15 protein-coding genes are annotated in these 17,416 nt (G+C 71.3%); 2 read left to right on the forward strand and 13 right to left on the reverse strand.

All coding sequences use genetic code 11. From position 1 onward, the window contains the following. Nucleotides 1–111: 111 nt before the first annotated feature. The 5 genes from ABUW04_RS20275 to ABUW04_RS20295 all read right to left on the reverse strand — a co-directional run bounded on the left by ABUW04_RS20275 (nucleotide 112) and on the right by ABUW04_RS20295 (nucleotide 5,599). The gene (locus ABUW04_RS20275) at nucleotides 112–1,041 is read right to left on the reverse strand and encodes a LysR family transcriptional regulator (protein WP_030260130.1); all 930 of its coding nucleotides are present in this window, start codon (nucleotides 1,039–1,041) and stop codon (nucleotides 112–114) included. A gap of 80 nt (nucleotides 1,042–1,121) precedes the next feature. After that, the gene (locus ABUW04_RS20280; RefSeq protein WP_380566081.1) at nucleotides 1,122–2,726 is read right to left on the reverse strand and encodes a sugar ABC transporter ATP-binding protein; all 1,605 of its coding nucleotides are present in this window, start codon (nucleotides 2,724–2,726) and stop codon (nucleotides 1,122–1,124) included. After that, nucleotides 2,727–3,956, reverse strand: a complete 1,230-nt coding sequence (locus tag ABUW04_RS20285) for a sugar ABC transporter substrate-binding protein (RefSeq protein ID WP_380566082.1) — start codon at nucleotides 3,954–3,956, stop codon at nucleotides 2,727–2,729. A 69-nt stretch (nucleotides 3,957–4,025) separates the two neighbouring features. Beyond that, on the reverse strand, nucleotides 4,026–5,018 hold the full coding sequence (locus tag ABUW04_RS20290) for an ABC transporter permease (RefSeq protein ID WP_380566083.1): 993 nt from the start codon (nucleotides 5,016–5,018) through the stop codon (nucleotides 4,026–4,028). Beyond that, the gene (locus ABUW04_RS20295) at nucleotides 5,015–5,599 is read right to left on the reverse strand and encodes a carboxymuconolactone decarboxylase family protein (RefSeq protein ID WP_380566085.1); all 585 of its coding nucleotides are present in this window, start codon (nucleotides 5,597–5,599) and stop codon (nucleotides 5,015–5,017) included. The genes ABUW04_RS20290 and ABUW04_RS20295 overlap by 4 nt, the downstream gene beginning before the upstream one ends. A gap of 194 nt (nucleotides 5,600–5,793) precedes the next feature. Between ABUW04_RS20295 and ABUW04_RS20300 the strand changes: the two genes are divergently transcribed. Beyond that, nucleotides 5,794–6,204 (forward strand): cupin domain-containing protein, encoded by a 411-nt coding sequence (locus tag ABUW04_RS20300; RefSeq protein ID WP_030260121.1) that lies wholly within the window; start codon nucleotides 5,794–5,796, stop codon nucleotides 6,202–6,204. Nucleotides 6,205–6,271: 67 nt separating this feature from the next. Here ABUW04_RS20300 and ABUW04_RS20305 read toward each other — a convergent pair whose 3' ends face one another. From ABUW04_RS20305 to ABUW04_RS20325, 5 genes are all read right to left on the reverse strand, one after another. Beyond that, entirely contained in the window at nucleotides 6,272–7,330 is a 1,059-nt protein-coding gene (locus ABUW04_RS20305; RefSeq protein WP_232242472.1) for an Ldh family oxidoreductase, read from the reverse strand. A gap of 44 nt (nucleotides 7,331–7,374) precedes the next feature. Further along, the gene (locus ABUW04_RS20310; RefSeq protein WP_380566086.1) at nucleotides 7,375–9,060 is read right to left on the reverse strand and encodes a thiamine pyrophosphate-dependent enzyme; all 1,686 of its coding nucleotides are present in this window, start codon (nucleotides 9,058–9,060) and stop codon (nucleotides 7,375–7,377) included. Next, a complete protein-coding gene (locus tag ABUW04_RS20315; RefSeq protein ID WP_380566087.1) occupies nucleotides 9,057–9,983 on the reverse strand; it encodes an amidohydrolase family protein in 927 nt (308 codons plus the stop codon). Before ABUW04_RS20315 ends, ABUW04_RS20310 begins: the two co-directional genes overlap by 4 nt. A gap of 95 nt (nucleotides 9,984–10,078) precedes the next feature. Further along, nucleotides 10,079–11,293, reverse strand: coding sequence for an L-2-hydroxyglutarate oxidase (gene lhgO / locus ABUW04_RS20320; protein ID WP_380566088.1), 1,215 nt, complete (start codon nucleotides 11,291–11,293; stop codon nucleotides 10,079–10,081). A gap of 1 nt (nucleotide 11,294) precedes the next feature. Next, the gene (locus ABUW04_RS20325; RefSeq protein WP_030260109.1) at nucleotides 11,295–12,761 is read right to left on the reverse strand and encodes an aldehyde dehydrogenase family protein; all 1,467 of its coding nucleotides are present in this window, start codon (nucleotides 12,759–12,761) and stop codon (nucleotides 11,295–11,297) included. A gap of 233 nt (nucleotides 12,762–12,994) precedes the next feature. Here ABUW04_RS20325 and ABUW04_RS20330 point away from each other — a divergent pair, with 233 nt between their 5' ends. Further along, nucleotides 12,995–13,291 carry a putative quinol monooxygenase gene (locus tag ABUW04_RS20330; RefSeq protein WP_380566089.1) on the forward strand — a complete coding sequence of 99 codons (297 nt, stop codon included), beginning with the start codon at nucleotides 12,995–12,997 and terminating at the stop codon, nucleotides 13,289–13,291. Here the strand turns inward: ABUW04_RS20330 and ABUW04_RS20335 are convergent. Genes ABUW04_RS20335 through ABUW04_RS20345 form a run of 3 tightly spaced genes read right to left on the reverse strand, consistent with a single transcriptional unit; the run spans nucleotide 13,288 to nucleotide 17,140 of the window. Continuing rightward, nucleotides 13,288–14,376, reverse strand: coding sequence for an ABC transporter permease (locus ABUW04_RS20335; protein ID WP_380566090.1), 1,089 nt, complete (start codon nucleotides 14,374–14,376; stop codon nucleotides 13,288–13,290). The two genes, ABUW04_RS20330 and ABUW04_RS20335, sit on opposite strands and share 4 nt — an antisense overlap. Next, entirely contained in the window at nucleotides 14,376–15,929 is a 1,554-nt protein-coding gene (locus tag ABUW04_RS20340) for a sugar ABC transporter ATP-binding protein (protein ID WP_380566091.1), read from the reverse strand. The genes ABUW04_RS20335 and ABUW04_RS20340 overlap by 1 nt, the downstream gene beginning before the upstream one ends. Beyond that, the gene (locus ABUW04_RS20345; protein WP_157623947.1) at nucleotides 15,926–17,140 is read right to left on the reverse strand and encodes a sugar ABC transporter substrate-binding protein; all 1,215 of its coding nucleotides are present in this window, start codon (nucleotides 17,138–17,140) and stop codon (nucleotides 15,926–15,928) included. The genes ABUW04_RS20340 and ABUW04_RS20345 overlap by 4 nt, the downstream gene beginning before the upstream one ends. Nucleotides 17,141–17,416 lie beyond the last annotated feature (276 nt).

Consider the following 17,416-nt stretch of genomic DNA (forward strand, 5'->3'; position numbering starts at 1 on the left):
CACTCGGAAATGGGGGCGATACCCCGGAATTGCCGGCCCCGTGAATTCACGGCCAGCCTAGGCGGGGCGGCCCGCACCCTTCAAGGGCGGTGGACGGCAGCAGCCGGCACATTAAGGTTGCACGTCGTGCAGGGTCCCCGCGGTGGTCATCGGGTTCCGCTTGAACCAGGCCGAGATGTAGTCCAGGAACACCCTGACCTTGCGCATCGTGTGCGCGCCGGGCGAGTGCACCGCGTACAGGGACCGGGCCGGGCCCGCGTACTCGGGCAGCACCCGCTCCAGCACCCCGCTCCTGATGTCCTCGGCCACGGTGCGCACCGGCATCAGGGCCAGCCCGCGGCCGCGGACCGCGGCCTTGCGCAGGGTCAGGTAGCTGTTGGAGGAGTACACCGTCGGCAGCACCTTGAGGTGCGTCTCCTGGCCCTCGCGGTAGAGCCGCCAGAGCGGGTCGTTGATGTGCACGAGGCATTCGTGGTCGGCGAGCATGGACGGGTCCACGAGCGGCTGGTGCCGCTTGAGGTAGTCCGGCGACGCGCACAGCATGAAATCGAGGTCGGACACCTTCCGCACAAGGAGGGTGGAATCGCGCAGCCCCCTGGTGTGGAAAGCGACGTCATAACCGCGGTCCAGGAAGTCGAAGGTGCGGTCCGACATTCCGCCCACCTCGAATCGGACATGGATCTTCGGATGGTCGACCGCGAAGTCCGCGATCGCCTCCCCCAGGTCCAGGTTCCCGATCCACTTCGGGCAGATCACCGCGAGCTGGCCCTCGGCCTTGTCCTGCGCCCCCCGCAGCGCGGCGTCCTCGGTGTCGATCTCGTCGATGATGCGCTGGGCGAAGTCGAAGTACCGGCGTCCGGTGGCGGTGAGGGTGACCGCCCGGGCGGTCCGGTTCACCAGCCGGGTCCCCAACTGGTGCTCCAGTTCGGTGATGTGCCGGGAGACCAGCGAGCCGGAGACGCCGAGGCGGCGGGCGGCCTGGCTGAAGCTGCCCTGCTCGCCGACGCTCACAAAGCTCCGCATCACGGTTATGCGATCCACAGGACTCCTTCGTGCTGTGTGCATGGTGCTTGACTGCTGCGCGGAGGAACTGCCCCGCGGGTACCGCTCTGGCCGTGACCCTACGTTCTCCTCGTCCGCTGCGGAACCCTTGACCTGCGCAAAGGTCGCCGCACAGCATCCCGATAGATTGCCTGGACGATCCGCTCGGCGGGCACGTCGTCGGTCAGCTCCTCCGCGATCCGGCCATCGCGGAAGACCAGCACCCGGTCGCAGAGCACCGCCAGTTCGTTCTCGTCGGAGCCGGCCACCAGCACCGCGCAGCCCGCGTCGGCCGCGGCCCTGATCGCCTCGGCGATGGCATGCCGGGCCCCGACGTCCACCGCCTGGGTGGGCTCGTGCAGCACCAGCAGCTGCGGCCGGGTCGCCAGCCACTTGGCCAGCAGCACCTTCTGCTGGTTGCCGCCGCTGAGCTGACCCACGTTCAGTTCGGGGCGCGGCGGCCTGATGTCCAGGGTCCGCACCCACTCCGCCACCAGCTCGCGGTCCTGGGAACGGTCCAGCCGGGACAGCGCGCGGCGGCCCGGGCCGCCGCGCTGCGGCAGCACCAGGTTCTCGGACACCGACAGCTCCAGGGCCAGCCCCTGCCGCTCCCGGCCCTCCGGCACCAGCACGATGCCGGCCTCGATCGCTCCGGCGCAGTCCAGTCCGGCCAGCCGCACGGCCCTGCCGTCGATCGACACCGTTCCCTGCTCCGCCGTCCTGACGCCGGTCAGCAGGTAGGGCAGCTCCTCGTGTCCGGCCCCGGTCAGCCCGGTGACCCCGACGATCTCGCCCCGGGCGATGTCCAGCCCGGCCTCCTGCACGCCCTTGCCGGCCACCGCGCGGATCTCCACCACCGGTCGGTCCGGGTCCGCCGGCTTGCGGGCCCCGGCGCCGTCGAGCGCCCGGCCCAGCAGCGCGTGGACCAGGTCCGCCTCGCTGAGGTCGGCGGTGCGCAGGCCGGACGCCACGGTCCGTCCGTCGCGCAGCACGGTGACCCGGTCGGTGGCGGCGAGCACCTCCTCCAGGCTGTGGCTGATCAGCAGCACCGAGGTGCCGGTGGCCACGACGTCGTCGAGCATCGCGTAGAAGGCCTCCAGCGCGGCCCGGGTCAGCGAGCGGGTGGACTCGTCGAAGACCACCACGCCCCGGCCGTCCTGGGTGTCCTGCAGCGCCCGGGCGATGGCGACGGTGGCGCGCTCCTCCTCGGACAGGCTGCCCACCAGCGCCTGCAGCGGCAGCGGGCGGCCCAGCCGCTCCAGCACCGCCCGGGCCTGCTCGCGCTCGTGCCGCCAGGCGATGTGCCGGGCCACGCCGTGCGCGCGGAACCGGCCCAGCCGCAGGTTCTCCACCACGGTGCGGTCGTCGACCAGGCCCAGGCTCTGGTGCACCACGCCCACCCCGTGGGCGCGGGCGTCCAGCGGCCGCACCGGCTGGCGCAGTGACCGGCCGTCGACCAGGATGGAGCCGCCGGGGTCGGCCGCGTGGTAGCCGGTGAGGATCTTGGTCAGGGTGGACTTGCCGCAGCCGTTCTGCCCGATCAGTCCGTGGATCTCGCCCGCGGCCACCTCCAGGCTCACCTCGTGCAGGGCCCGGTTGGAACCGAAGGTCTTGCTCACCCCGGTCACCTGGAGCCGCGGCACGGCGCCGGGCCCGCCGGGCCCGGCGAAGTGCTCGGCAGTCATCTACGCCGCCCCCCAGAGGGTCTTGAACTTCGAGGTGAAGTCGGTCGGCCCGAACCAGGCGCCGGACGCCTCGTCGGCGCTGTCTATGGTGATCGAGCCGACGTTGTCCCGGGTGAACAGGCGCATCGGAATGGTGTAGTCGGGCAGGGTCTGACCCAGCATCAGCCGCAGCGCGGCGTCCGCGGTCGCCCAGCCCTGGTAGGCCGAGGCCTGGCCGGCGTCGACGTAGAGGAAGTTCTTCGACTTGAGCTGCGTCAGTCCGGCGGTCCCGGCCGCCGAGGAGACGCCCTTGACCGAGGCGGCCTTGCCGGACTGCTGCACCCCGCCCTGGGTGACCTGCAGGTACTGGTCGAACTCGGAGACCACGTACTGCACCCCGGGGGTGCGCAGGACGGTGGAGCTGGTCGAGGAGGCGATCAGCGAGAAGTTGGCCGAGGAGATCTTGTTGACGGTCACCGAGCAGTCCGGGCAGAGCTGCTTGAACTCCTCCTGAGCCTTCGTCACATAGGCGACGGTGGAAGGGGAGTCGGTGCTCTCGTTGAGGACGACCTTGGCCTTGCCGTTGGAGTCGGCGATGATCCAGTCGGCGATGGCGACCAGCTGCGCGCTGCCGGCGCCCTCGATGTAGCCGAGGGTGGAGTCGGCCGGGTGGGCGCTGTCCGCGATCTGGTCGGTGACCAGCACCGGGATCTTCTTGGCCCGGGCCGCGTCCAGGGCGTTGCCGGCCAGCGCGTAGGGGATGGAGTCGGTGACGATGGCCCCGGCCCCGGCGCCGACCGCCTGGTTGACGCAGGCGGCGATGGTCGAGGGGTTGGAACCGCCGTTGCAGATCTGCAGGTTGACACCGACCGAGGCGAGCGCCTGCTTCAGCGCGGTGCCGGTGACCGTGAACTGGGCCGCCTGCTGGGTGATCGGGATGTAGTAGACGGTCTTGCCCTTGAGCGCGGACACCCCGGACAGGGTCGCGGTGGGCACCGGATAACTGCTGAGCGCCTCGGTCAGCTTGGCCACATTGGCGGTGGCGGTGGCGGTTCCGCCGGCGGCCGGCGCGGAACCGGAGGAGCCGGCGCTGCCGCCGGTACCGGTCGACGACGAGGAACAGGCACTCAGCGCCATGGCGACGACGGCGGCCAGCGCCACCGGCGCCGCGGCACGGCGGCCGAGCGGTCCGGTGGAACCGGCGGATCTGGTGGAACGGCCGGAGCGGAACGTCAGAGCGGTTTTACGCATAGCGGTAGCGCCTTCCTCTGTACGGGCCTTGAAGAAAAGGGGGGGTGGGGGTGGGACGGCCGGCGGTGCTCAGACCGAGCGCCTGCGCAGCAGGGTGGAGAGGGTCACCGCGATCACCAGGGCGCCGCCGTAGAACACGTCGGAGACCCAGCCGGCCACACCGAGCAGCTGCAGGCCGAGGATGCCGGTGGCCAGGAAGTAGACGGCGATCAGCGTGCCGAGCGGGTTGAACCGGCCCGGTTCCAGCACGGCCGTGCCGAGGAAGGTGGCCGCGAAGATGGGGAGCAGGTAGCTCTGCGAGATGGTGGGGTCGAACCCGCCGGTGGCGGCCGAGGAGAGCACCCCGCCCACACCGGCGATGGTGCCGGCGGCGATGAAGGAGCCGAACCGGATCCGGTTGACCTGGATCCCGGCCAGTCGGCTGACCTCGCGGTTGGCGCCGACGAAGCGCATGTTGCGGCCCAGCGGGGTCCAGGCGAGCAGGTAGGCGAAGCCGAGCATCAGCACCAGCCCCTCCCAGAAGCCCAGCGGCAGGCCGGCCACGTCCTGCAGGGCGATCAGCGAGAAGCTGTGGCTCAGTCCGCTGACCGGGGTCAGGTTGCTGACCCAGAGCGCGATGCCGAGCAGGAAGGTCGCCATGCCCAGGGTGACCACGATGGTGTTGACGCCCAGGCGCACGATCAGCCAGCCGTTGACGGCTCCGACCAGGGCCGCCGCCGCGATCGCCAGCACTGAGGCGAGCCAGACGTTCCAGCCGTGGTCGACCGTCAGCACCGGTACCAGGATGGCCGACAGGCCCAGCGTCGAGGCCACCGACATGTCCACGAACTCGCCGATGGTGATGGTGCACAGCAGCGCGGCGGTCAGGAACACCAGCGCCTGCTGGCTGCCGAAGATGGTCTGGAAGGTACCGGAGGTCAGGAAGGTGCCCGGCTCGGTGGCGGCGTAGACGACGGCCAGGACCACCCAGACGCCGATCAGTGAGAAGCGCGAACCGATGGTGTGGACCAGGTTCGCCCGGCCGGGCTGTTCGAGCCGGGTGTCCTGGAGGGTGGCGCTCACGCCGTCTTCCGGGAACGGGGCGCGACCCTGGTGTAGCCGCGGATGTCCGGGTAGGGCGGCTCGCGGTCGGCCTGCAGGTCCACCTGGAAGGTGTTCAGCAGCATGGACAGCATGGAGAAGTTGCCGAGGCAGCCGATGATGTCGACCAGGCCCCGCTCGCCGAAGGCCGCGAGCGCCTCGGCGAAGACGGCGTCGGCGACGAAGTGCTCCTGGAGCACCTCGGTGGCGAAGGCGTACAGCAGTTGCTCGTCCTTGGCCTCGAACTGCGGGTCCTCGTCCCGGGCCAGCCGCTCGATCGCGGCGCGGGAGACGCCGGCCTCGACGGCCTTGTCGATGTGGGCGTTCCACGAGTACTGGGCGTCGAAGTGGCGCGCCGCGATCAGCAGCGAGAGCTCGGTCAGCCGCAGCGGCAGCGAGGACTCGAAGCGGCAGTAGGCGCCGAGCGCCTCGACCTTCTCGCACAGTTCCGGGCTGCGCAGCCACACCAGGAACGGGCCACGGGTACCGCCCCGGCGGGCGGTGATTCGGTCGCTTATCTCCTGCTGCCGGGGGCTGAGATCGGTAAGGGGTCCAAGACGCATCGTCGCGTCCTCCTTCGTAAGACCGCCGGAGTTGGTGGTGGGTTAACACTGCTGAAATGCCGAGTGGCTGTCCACAGTCGGCCGATGATTCATGGTGCAGGCGGCGAAACATTAGTGTGCGCGTCCTGCGGCGCTGCTCGGACCGGGTGCGGTCTAGCCTGACCGGGCACCGGAAGAAACCTGGAGGAGACCCCGTGACCATCATCAAAGCAGCGGCTGTGACCAGGCTCAACAGGGGTGGCAGCGTGGAGACGATCCCGTTGGTCACCCGTGCCAGCGCGGTCGAGAAGACCACCTTGACTTCTGGCATCAGTACGTACCCGGTGGGCACCGGGGCGCCTTTGCACACCCACAATTGCGTGGAACACGTCACGATCCTCGGCGGCTCCGCAGAGGTCGAGATCGACGGCGTGACGACTGCGTTGCAGCAGTACGACACGACTTATGTCGAAGCCGGAATACCCCATCTTTTCCGTAACACCGGAGACACCCCGATGACCATTCTGTGGGTGTACGACTCCGGATATGTCACGCGTACTTTCATGGCCACCGGGGTCACCGTGGAGCACCTGACCCCGGAGGACCGGATGGTCGCCGACAGCTGAGGGCCACAACGACGCGGTCCGGACCGGGGTGCCCGCCCCCGGTCCGGACCGTCGCCTTTCGCCGTGCCTAGTGGGGGATCCCCTCCGGTACGGCGACCTTGCGGGCCTGGGCCTGCGCGACCAGCTTGGCCAGCAGCGCGTCCGGCACCGGCACGCCCTTGAGGATGCGCTCGTCGAGCGTGCGGGAGCCGCGCTCACCGGGCAGCAGCAGCCTGCCGTCCGGGTCGCTCTTCGGCAGTGCCTTGATGGTCTCCACGGTCTCGTCGACCAGCGACCGGAACTGCTCGACCGGGGTGAAGGCGGCGATGTCGATGGCCATCAGCAGCGCGTTCTGACGGTGCTTCCGCCCCTCGGGGTCGTCGCTGTGGAAGGAGCTGACGATCGGGTTGGCCGTCAGCCCACTGGCCATCAGCTCGAAGACCAGCGACATGCCAGCCCCCTTGGCCCCGCCCATCGGCAGCGGCACCGCGGCCAGCGCCGGATCGGTGGTCGGCTGCCCGTCCTTGGCCAGGGCGGCCCCCTCGGGCAGGGGCGTCCCGGCGGCCTTGTGCTGGGCGATCCGGCCGAGCGCGATCACCGCGGTGGCCATGTCCAGCAGCACCGTGGGGTGGCGACCGGCGGGGACGGCGACCGAGAGCGGGCTGGTCGCCACGGCCGCGCCGGAGCCGCCCGGGTAGGCCATGTTGGGAACGCCCGCCACGATGCCCAGGCCGATCATCCCGTACTGGGCGGCCCGTTCGGTGTAGTAGCCGATGGCGCCGGTGTGCACGGTTCCGCGCACCGCGACCCAGGCCGCACCGGCCTCGCGGGCCATGGTCACGGCCTCGTCCATGGCCCGGGTCAGTGCGACCGGGCCCGGGGCCGAGTCGGCGTCGACCATGGCGACGGCCGACTTGAACCGGTCCACCTGGATCCGCGGCCTGGCCTTGGCCTCACCGCTCTCCAGGAGCTCCAGGTAGCGCGGGACCCGGGACACCCCGTGGGAGTCCACCCCCCGCAGATTCGCCCAGACCAGGACGTCGGCGACGGTGTCGGCGTGCTCCCGGCTGGTCCCTGACACGACGAAGAGGTCGCTGACCAGCGTGCGCAGCGCCTTCTCCGGCACGATGGTGCGTGGTTTGGCCACAGTAACCTCCATGAGGTCGAGAGGGCTTGATGATTGACGGTTGTTCAGATCGAGACGCGGACGTCCACCAGGGCGCTGACCCCGCTGCGGACGCTCGCCAGCGCCTGCGCCAGGCCGGACTTGAGTTGCTCCGGCTCGGTGAGGCTGAGCCCGAGCACGCCCAACGACTCGGCCACCTTGGCCAGTTCGGGCTGCCCGTCGAGGTCGACGCCGCGGAAGTCGTCCTCGCGCACCGCCGCACCGTCGGGGTAGAAGCGCAGGTGGTTGAGTTTCATCGAGCGGTACTGGCGGTTGTTGAAGACCACGATCAGGATCGGCAGCTCCAACTGCCGGGCTGCCGACAGCGACTGGACGATCGGGTTGTAGAGCATCGCCCCGTCCCCGATGACCAGTGCCACCTCCCGCTCGGTGTCGGCCATCTTGACCCCGAGCGCCACCCCGATGCCCTGGCCCAGTCCGCCCTGGACGTAGCTGTAGCGGCCGGGGCGGTCGGCCCGCAGGCGCTGCTGCACGGTCCGGGCGTGGGTGATGGTCTCGTCGACCACCGCCGCGTCCGGGTCCAGCAGTTCGCGCAGGCAGTCCACCACGTCGCCGGGGTCGATCCAGTGCTCGGCGGGCTGCCGGGGGGCCGGCGCGGTGCGGGGCACGGTCAGCGCGGCGAGCCTGGCGGCCACCTTCCGCTCGTCCACGCCCAACTCCCGAACGGCGCCGGTCAGCGCGCGCAGGGTGGGGCCGATGTCGCCCTCCAGGTACTGGTCGGCGCCCAGCACCTGGTAGTCCACGTAGGGGCGGTGCGGTACGTCGTCGATGACCAGGACGTCCGCGGCCACCGGCCGGTCGCTCGGCGGGTACCAGGGCGCCCGGCAGCAGAGCAGCACCACCAGGTCGGCGTCGGCGACCGCCGCGGCGGTGTCGCCGCCGCGGTGCAGCGGGCTGGTGCGCGGGAAGTTGGCGCACACCGCCGCCTGCGGCTCGATCACCGGGACGGCGAGGGTCTCGGCCAGTTCCAGCAGCGCCTCGAACCCGTCCTCGTGCCGTCCGGCCGACTCGGTCACGATCACCGGACGCTCGGCGGCCAGCAGCCGCCGGGCGGCCTGCTCCAGATCGGCCGCAGTGCTGACCCGCCGGCCGGCCTCCGGGATCGCCCGGCCGACCAGCGCGGGCGGCGTCCACTCGTCGAGCAGCACCTCCACCGGGATGTTCAGGTAGACCGGCCCGGCGGTGGGACGGGCGGCGATCTCCGCCGCCCGCACCACCGAGCCGTACACCGTGGAGACGTCGCCGACCTGCGTGGACCACTTGGTCCAGGGGGCGGCCACGGCCTGCGGGCCGCCCACGATCGAGAGGTTGCGGTACCACTGCGAGCCGGGGTCGGCGCCGTGGCCGTCGCCGTAGGTGGTGGACTCCGAGGAGGCCACCACCATCGGCACCCCGGCCAGCAGCGCGCCGTGCACCCCGCAGGCGCCCTGCAGCAGCCCGGGCACCGCGTGCACCAGCACCAGCTGCGGCCGGCGGGTCACCAGGCCGTAGCCGGTGGCCATGGCCACCGCCAGGGTCTCGTGCAGCAGGTCCACGTAGCGCGGCCCCGCGGTGCCGTCCCGGTCCTGGCGCGCCAGCGCCTCCCAGACCGGGGCCCACTCCGAGCCGGAGGACGCGAAGACCACGTCCACGCCCAGGCTCCGACAGGCGGCCAGGACGGCCTCGCCGCCGTCGAGGCGCTCGTCGGTCATCGCGCGGCCTCCACCTTGGCCGGTGCCTCGGCCGGAGTCCCCGCCACGGCCTCGGCCGGCGCCTGGGCCGGGATCGGCCAGCCCAGCACCTCGCTGATGCCGCGGCCCATGATCCACTCAAGCTGCTCCTCGGTGAAGCCGAAGTGCTCGGTGAACTGGTCGATGGTGTCCTTCCAGGTCAGGCCGTGGCCCATGAGACGGGTGATGTCGGTGCCCCAGAAGCAGCGCTCCTTGCCCATCCGGTCCACCATCGCGTGCACGTACTTGGCGATGTTCAGGTTGGGGAAGGGCTGGGTGGAGTAGCCGGGGATGGCCGAGACCTTGACGTAGATGTTGGGGTGCTCGTACAGGTCAGCGGTCTCCTGGGCCCAGTAGCCGATGGCGTCGTCCACGCAGCGGGCCATGATGCCCATGTGGTCGATGATGATCTTCAGACCGGGGTGGTTGCCGGCGATGGTGCCCAGCTCGGCCTTCCAGACCGGCGCGTGCACCATGGTCGGGATGTCGAGCTCCTCGGCCAGCGGCCAGTACCAGTCATTGGTGCCGTCGATCATCCAGTTGCGGTCGATCGGCCGGTGGAAGGTCAGCCTCGTGCCCTTGACATGCGGGTTCTGGGCGAAGTCACGCATCATCGCGGCGCCCTCGGCCGGCTTGTTCTGCGGGATCCGGGCCATGATGCCGAAGCGGTCCGGGTACGCCTCACAGGCCTCCAGGGAGTAGTCGATCCGGTCGCCCTCCCAGGACGGCGGCAGGATCAGCGCGCGGTCCACGCCGGCCTCGTCCATCAGGCCGATGGCCTCCTGGTAGCTGAAGGCCTCCTCGCGGTGGCCGTTCAGCCGGATCCGCTCACGGGCACCGGGCACCCAGGGGCGGTCCGGGGTCTCTTCCTTCCAGACGTGGATCTGGGTGTCGACGATGAACATGCGGGTCCTCTTTCGTGAATGTCCGCCGGGATGGCGACGAAGTGACAGGTGATCAGATTCAGTAAAGGAGAAGAAGGCCTCGGACCGACGGACCGTCAGGTCGTCGGAGCCAGCCGGTCGACCACGTGCTCGGCGATCGCCATGCAGGAGGTGGCGGCCGGCGAGGGCGCGTTGCGGACGGCGGTGACCGGGCCGACCGTGGATATCCGGAAGTCGTCCACCAGCTGCCCGCGCTCGTCCAGGGCCTGCGCCCGGACCCCGGCCGGGGCCGGCACCAGGTCGTCCGGCCGCAGGTCCGGCACGTACTGCTGGGCGGCGGCGGTGAACACCCGCTTGGACAGCGAGCCGCGCATCTCGCGCAGCCCCATCCGCCAGTGCTCCCTGGCCAGCCGGCGGGTGCCCGGCCAGGCCAGCGCCCGGCCCAGCTCGCGCAGGTTGACATCGCTGCGCCGGTAGCCCTCACGGGCGAAGGCGAAGACCGCGTTGGGGCCGACGTCCACGGTCCCGTCGACCCTGGGGGTGAGGTGGGTGCCGAGGAACGGGTACTCCGGGTCCGGCACCGGGTAGACCAGCCCGCGCACCAGGCCGGCCCGCTCCGGCCGGAGCCGGTAGTACTCGCCGCGGAAGGCGATGATGGCGGGTGACGGCTGGTCACCGGCCAGCCCGGCCACGGTGTCCGACTGCAGTCCGGCGCAGATCACCAGCCGGTCCAGCTGGTACTGCTGCTCCCCGCTGCGGACCGTCACGCCGTGGTGCGGGTCCGGGGTGATCGCGGTGACCGGGCAGCCGAGCAGCACCCTTCCGCCGGCCTCGGTGATCTCGTCCGCCATCGCCCTGGCGATCTGCCGGTAGTCCACGATCGCGGTGGTCGGCGAGTGCAGCGCGGCCAGCCCCTGGACGTTGGGCTCGATCTCGCGCAGCTGTGCCGGCTCCAGCCAGCGCACCCCCGGCACGCCGTTGGCCTCGGCCCGGGTCTCCAGGTCGCGCAGCCGCTCCAGCTCCGCGTCCGAGTGCGCGACGATGACCTTGCCGATCTCCCGGTACTCCAGTTCGTGCTTGGCGCAGAACTCCTGGATCAGCGTCACCCCGCGCCGGCAGAGCACGGCCTTGAGCGAGCCCGGGGTGTAGTAGATCCCGGAGTGGACCACGCCGGAGTTGTGCCCCGACTGGTGCAGCGAGACCTCCGGCTCCTTCTCGAAGACCACCACCTCGTGGCCGCGCTGGGTCAGCAGCCGGGCGACGGCCAGTCCGACCAGTCCCGCCCCGACGACGCCGACAGGCCGCACCTGGGAGGATGGGAGAGTCGCCATGTCAGATCCCCGTGTCGTAGCGGACGGCGACGGTCTTGACCCGGGTGTAGAAGTTCAGTGCCTCGCTGCCCTGCTCCTTGAACGGGGAGCCGGAGTCGCCGAAGCCGCCGAAGGGCATGTGCACGTCCCAGCCCATGGTCGGCAGGTTCACCGACACCTGACCGGTCCTGACCCGGTCGCTGAACGCCTCCGCCTGCCGCAGGTCCCGGGTGAACACGGCCGAACTCAGCCCGTAGACGGAGTCGTTGACGGCCTCGACCGCCGCGTCGAACCCGTCCACCACCTGCACCGCGATCACCGGTCCGAAGACCTCCTCGCGCCAGATGTCCATCTCCCGGTCCACCCCGACCAGCACGGTCGGCCGGACGTAGCAGCCGTGGGCGTACTGCTCGCCCTCCGGCGCCGCTCCCCCGGCGGCGATCCCGGCGCCCTGCGCGGCCGCCCGGCCGATGTGCTCCAGCACGCTGTCCCGGTGCCCCGGGTCCGCCAGCGGGCCGATCACCGTCTCCTTCTCCTCGCCCGGTCCGACCTGCAGCGCATCGGCCTGCGCCACCAGGCCGCTGACGACCTGTTCGGCCACAGCCCGGTCCACCACGACCCGGCTGGTGGCGGTGCAGCGCTGCCCGGTCTGGCCGAAGGCCGCCGACGCGATGGTGCGCACGGCCAGCTCCAGGTCGGCGTCGGCGAGCACCGCCGAGGCGTTCTTGCCGCCCAGCTCCGTCTGCAGCCTGACGTTGCGTCCGGCCAGCCGCCGCTGCAGCGAGCGGCCCACCGGGGTGCTGCCGGTGAAGGAGACCGCGTCCAGCCGGACGTCGTCCAGCAGCGCCTCCTCGATCTGCCGGATGCTGCCGACGGCGACCCCCAGCACACCGGCCGGCAGCCCGGAGTCGTGCAGCGCCCGGGCCAGGTGCAGCGAGACCAGCGGCGTCTGGGTGGCCGGCTTGAGCACCACGGTGTTGCCCGCGATCAGCGCCGGGGCCAGCTTGCGGGCCGGGGTGAGCAGCGGGTCGTTCCAGGGGGTGACCAGCAGCACCACCCCGACCGGTTCGCGGCGGACGCTGGTGCGGGTGCCCGGCCGTCCGTCGGCGAGCAGTTCGCCCCACGGCCGGCGGGCGAAGCCGGCGTAGTAGTCGAAGAAGTCGGCGGCCTTCTCGACCTCCCCCTCGGCCTCGGCCCGGGTCTTGCCCATCTCCGCCACCAGGTCCGCGGCGATCTCCTCGTGCCGCTCGCGCAGCGTGTCGGCGGCCCGGCTCATCACCGCGGCACGGTCGATCGGGGACAGCGCGGCCCAGCCCGCCGCCGCCCCGGCGGCCCGGTCGTACAGCTCGGTCACCTCGGGAGCGGTCATCGCCGGGATCCGGGCGACCACCCGGCGGACGTCGGCAGGGTCGAGCACGTCGAGCGTGCGCCCGTCCGCCGGCATCCGCCACTCCCCGCCGACCAATCGCGGCACTGATTTCACTGACATACGCGCCGAACCTTCTTCCTCAATCCAACCGAGTGACCTGAGCATAGGAGCGAGAAAGCGTGTGCGGACCATGCGGATTTGCAAGCTTTGGTTTACGGTCCGGGCGTGGTCGGCGGCTTCGCCGGCGCCACCGCGTAGGCCACTATGGGAGTCGCTCCGCGCACATCGGCGCACCGAGCACCACCAGCGAGTACCCATCGCGGGCCGCCTGCCCGCGGACGAAACGGATGGCCATGTCGTACGTCGTGATTGCGCGCTACCGCGCCCAGCCGGGTTCCGAGAAGCAGGTCGGGGAATCCCTGCGGAACATGCTGGCACCCACCCGCGCGGAAAGCGGAAATCTGCGCTACGACGTCTACCGCGATCCCCAGGACGAAGCGGCTTTCGTCCTCTGCGAGGAGTACACGGACCAGGCCGCGTTCGAGACGCACCTCGCCTCGGACCATTTCGAGCAGTGGCTGCGGCAGGGGACCCTGCCGTTCCTGGCGGAGCGTCACCGGCACGACCTGGTACCGCTCGAAGCGTCCTAGCGCCTTCGCCGGCGCAGCAGCGTCGACAGCGTCACCGCCACCACCAGCACGCCGCCGTAGAACACCGGCGACACCCAGGCCTGCAGGCCCAGCAGTTGCAGCCCGAGGATCCCGGTCTCCAGGAAGTAGATCCCGATCAGGGTGCCGACGGGGTTGAAGGTCCCCGGTTCGATGATCGCGGTGCCCAGGAAGACCGCGGCAAAGGTCGGCAGCAGATAGCTGTCGGCCGTCGTCGGGTTGTAGCCGCCCAGGGCCGCGACCGCGATCACCGCGCCGACGCCGCAGAGCAGCCCGGCCGCGACGAAGGAGCCGAAGCGGATCCGGTCGACCCTGACCCCGGAGAGCCGGCTGACCTCCCGGCTGGCCCCGACGAAGCGCATGTGCCGGCCCAGCGGCGAGAACGCCAGCAGGTAGGCGAAGCCGGCCACCAGCACCAGGCCGTAGTAGAAGGACACCGGCAGGCCGCCCACCTCGTACAGCGCGATCCTGCCGAAGCCGGCCGACAGTCCGCTGACCGAGTTCAGATGGGACATCCACAGCGAGATGCCGCCGAGCAGGGTGCTCATCCCCAGCGTCACCACGATGGTGTTCACCTCGGCGACGACCACCAGCAGGCCGTTGACCGCGCCGATCGCCACCCCCGCCAGGACCGCGACGGCCGCCGCCGGCCACACCGCCCAGCCGTGGTCGACCACCAGCACCGGCAGCAGCGTCGCGGAGAAGCTGAACACCGCCGGGACCGAGAGGTCGACGAACTCACCGACGCAGATGGTGCACAGCAGGGCCATGGTGAGGAAGACCAGCGGCTGCTGCGAGCTGAAGATGGTCTGGAAGGTCGGCGTCCGCAGGAACAGTCCGGGCTCGGCCGCGGCGTAGACCGCGATCATGGCCGCCCAGACCGCGATCACCGCGTAGCGCGCGGAGACGGTGCGGACCCGGGAGGCCAGGCCGGGCACCGGCCGGCGCGGGACGCCCCGATCGGCGTCGTGGCTGGCGCCCTGGTCGACGCCCTGGCTGATGCCCTGGCTGACGTCCTGGCTGACGTCGTGTTCGATGTTCTGGTCGTGCTGTCGGGCGGCGTCCATCAGCCCACCCACCCCTCTCCGCTCTCGTCGGCTCCGAACGTCGCGTGCACGATGGCGTCCTGGTCCAGGTCGCCGCTGAGTTCCCGGGCGACCCGGCCGTCGCGGAAGACCAGCACCCGGTCGCAGAGCACCGCCAGGTCGACCGCGTCGACCGAGGCCAGGACGACCCCGCAGCCGGCGCGGGCGGCGGCCCGGACCGCGTCGATGATGTCGTGCCGGGCGCCGACGTCGACCGCCTGCGTGGGCTCGTGCAGCACCAGCAGGTCCGGCTTGCCGGCCAGCCACTTGCCCAGCAGCACCTTCTGCTGGTTGCCGCCGCTGAGGGTGGCGACCGGCGCCCCGGGGTCCGGCGGCTTGATGTCCAGCAGCGCGATCATCGCGGCCGTCTCCTCGGCCTGCCAGGCGGCGCCGATCCGCAGCGGGTTGCCGCGGCTGCGGACCCGGGGCAGCGTCAGGTTGTCGGCCACCGACAGCTCGCCGGCCAGCCCCTCCTCCAGGCGGCGCTCCGGTACGAAGGCCACCCCCGCCGCGACGAAGTCCCCGGTGCAGCCTCGCCTGCGGTCCAGCGCCAGTTCGTGTTCCCGGACCGTGAGTCCGCCCGCCCGGGCCCGCCGCGCACCGCCCAGCGCCTCGGCCGCCTCCTGGAAGCCCGAGCCGACCAGCCCGGTGAGCCCCACGATCTCGCCGCGCCGGATCTCCAGGTCCAGTCCGTCCACCGGGCCGACCGCCAGCCCCCGCACCGAGGCCAGCGCCTCCTCCCGGGCCTGGGTGTCCACCCGGTCGTGGGTGACCAGGTGCCGTCCCAGCATCATCCGGGTGAGCGCGGTCTCGTCCACCTCGCGGGTGGGGACGCCCGCCTCGATCACGGCGCCGTCCCGCAGCACGGTGACCCGGTCGGTCACCTCGACGATCTCCTCCAGCTGATGGGAGATCAGCAGCACCGAGGCCCCGCCCGCGATCAGCGACCTGACCAGGTCGAAGAACCGGGACCTGGCCTCCCGCCCCAGCGCCCGGGTCGACTCGTCGAAGATGATCAGCCCGCTGCCGGGGCGGTGGTCCTGCATCGCCCGGGCGATGGCGACCGCCGCACGGTCCTCGGCGGACAGCGCGCCGACCCGCTCGCCGACGTCCAGCGGGCGGCCCAGCCGGGCCAGCACCTCCTCGACCGCGCGCCGCTCCTGCTTCCGGTCGATCCGCCGGGACAGCCGCCCGGCCCGGTAACGGCCCAGCCGCACGTTCTCCCAGACGGTCCTTTCGTCGACCAGGCCGAGGTTCTGGTGCACCACCGAGACCCCAGCCTCCCGCTGCTCCGCTGGGCGCACCGGCAGCGCCAGCCGGCGCCCATCCACCGTGAGGCTGCCGCCCGGGTCCGGCGAGTACACCCCGGTCAGGATCTTCACCAGGGTCGACTTGCCGCATCCGTTCTGCCCCACCAGGCCGTGCAGCTCACCGGGGGTGACCTGCAGCCGGACCCCGCGCAGCGCCCGGGTCGGCCCGAAGGTCTTGGACAGCCCGGCGACCTCCAGCCGGTGCGGCCCCGCAGCGGGCGTCACCCCTGGCCCCACAGCTTGGCGAAGGCGGCCTCGAACGAGGAGTCGCCGAACCACTCCCCGGAGGCCTGGGCCGCCGGGGTGACCTGGACGCTGCCGATGTTCTGCTTGGTGAACAGCCGGGTCGGGAAGGTCTCGGTGACCGGTCCGGACTTGGTCATCATGCGCAGGATCTCGTCGGTGAGCGCCCAACCGGCGTAGGGCTGGTCCACCGCCACCACGGCCTTGACCACGGAGTCGCCCTTGAGCAGCCCCAGCCCGTTCACCGAGCCGCCCGCCACCGACAGCGACATGGACGAGGCCCGCCCGGACTGCTGCAGGCCCTGGACGGTGTCCTGCAGGCTGTCCTCGAACTCGGTGTAGTAGTAGGTCGCCCCGGGGTTGCTGAGCACGTTGGAGCTGGTGGCCGAGGCCAGCAGCGCGTCGGTGGTGGCGGTGATGGTCTTGACGGTGATCTTGCAGTCGGGGCAGTACTTCGCGTAGATCGGCTCGGAGTCGGTCACGTACGTCATCGACGACGTGGAGTCGGCCTCGGCGGCGATGATCTCGTTGCCCTTGCCCTTGGAGTCGGCGATCAGCCACCAGGCGATCTGGCTCGGCTGGTCGACCGCGCCGGGGACGTAGGTCAGCGCGTTGTCGTTGGCCGTGCCGGTCGGCGGGATCTGGTCGGCGACGACGATCGGTACGCCCTTGGCCTTGGCGGCGTCCAGTGCGTTCTTCGCCATGCCGTACTCGATGGCGTCGGTGATGATCCCGGCCGCATTGGCCCCGACCGCCTGCTGCACGCAGGCCGCCACCGCCGACGGCTGGCCCTGGCCGTTGCAGACCTGCAGCGACAGGCCCGCCTTGGCCAGCGCCGTCTTCATGGTCGCGGCGGTGACCACGAAGCCGGGTATCTGCTGCACCAGCGGGATGTAGTACACCGTCCGGCCCTTGAACTTCGCCGTCCCGGACACGCTCGCGGTGGGCACCGGATAGGTCGCGGTCGTCGCCGAGAGCTTGGCCACCTGCTGCTCCGCCATGGCCAGGCCGGCCGCCACCGGATCGCTTCCGGCGGAGGCGCTGCCCGTGCCGGCGCCGCTCCCCGAGGAGCCGCTCCCCGAGGCACCGCCGCCGGCGCCCTGACTGCCGCTCGATCCGCATCCGGCCAGTACCGCCGAGGCGGCGACGAACGCCGCGCAGGACATCAACCGCCGCTTTCCGTAAGGTCTCACTGGTCAAGCCTCCGCAATCCCCGATCCGCGACCCTCGCGTGAACACTGGGTTTCTACTCCGTTGCCCGTGCCCGGTCGTGAAGCCTTAGCTTGTGCAATCAGCGGCAACCGACCCGTTGCCGGGAGGCGCACCGGAATGCCGGAACGCGCTCCCGCCCCTTCCCGGCCGTCTTCTGACGCCCCTTTGGGCCGGAATCGGCAAGATCCCCCCGGCGCGGTGCGGAACCGCACACCCCTTGACGCCCGGTCACGGCTTCAGTACAGGCGCCGGCCCCG

Source organism: Streptacidiphilus jeojiensis, from assembly GCF_042510965.1.
Classification (GTDB): Bacteria; Actinomycetota; Actinomycetes; order Streptomycetales; family Streptomycetaceae; genus Streptacidiphilus; species Streptacidiphilus jeojiensis.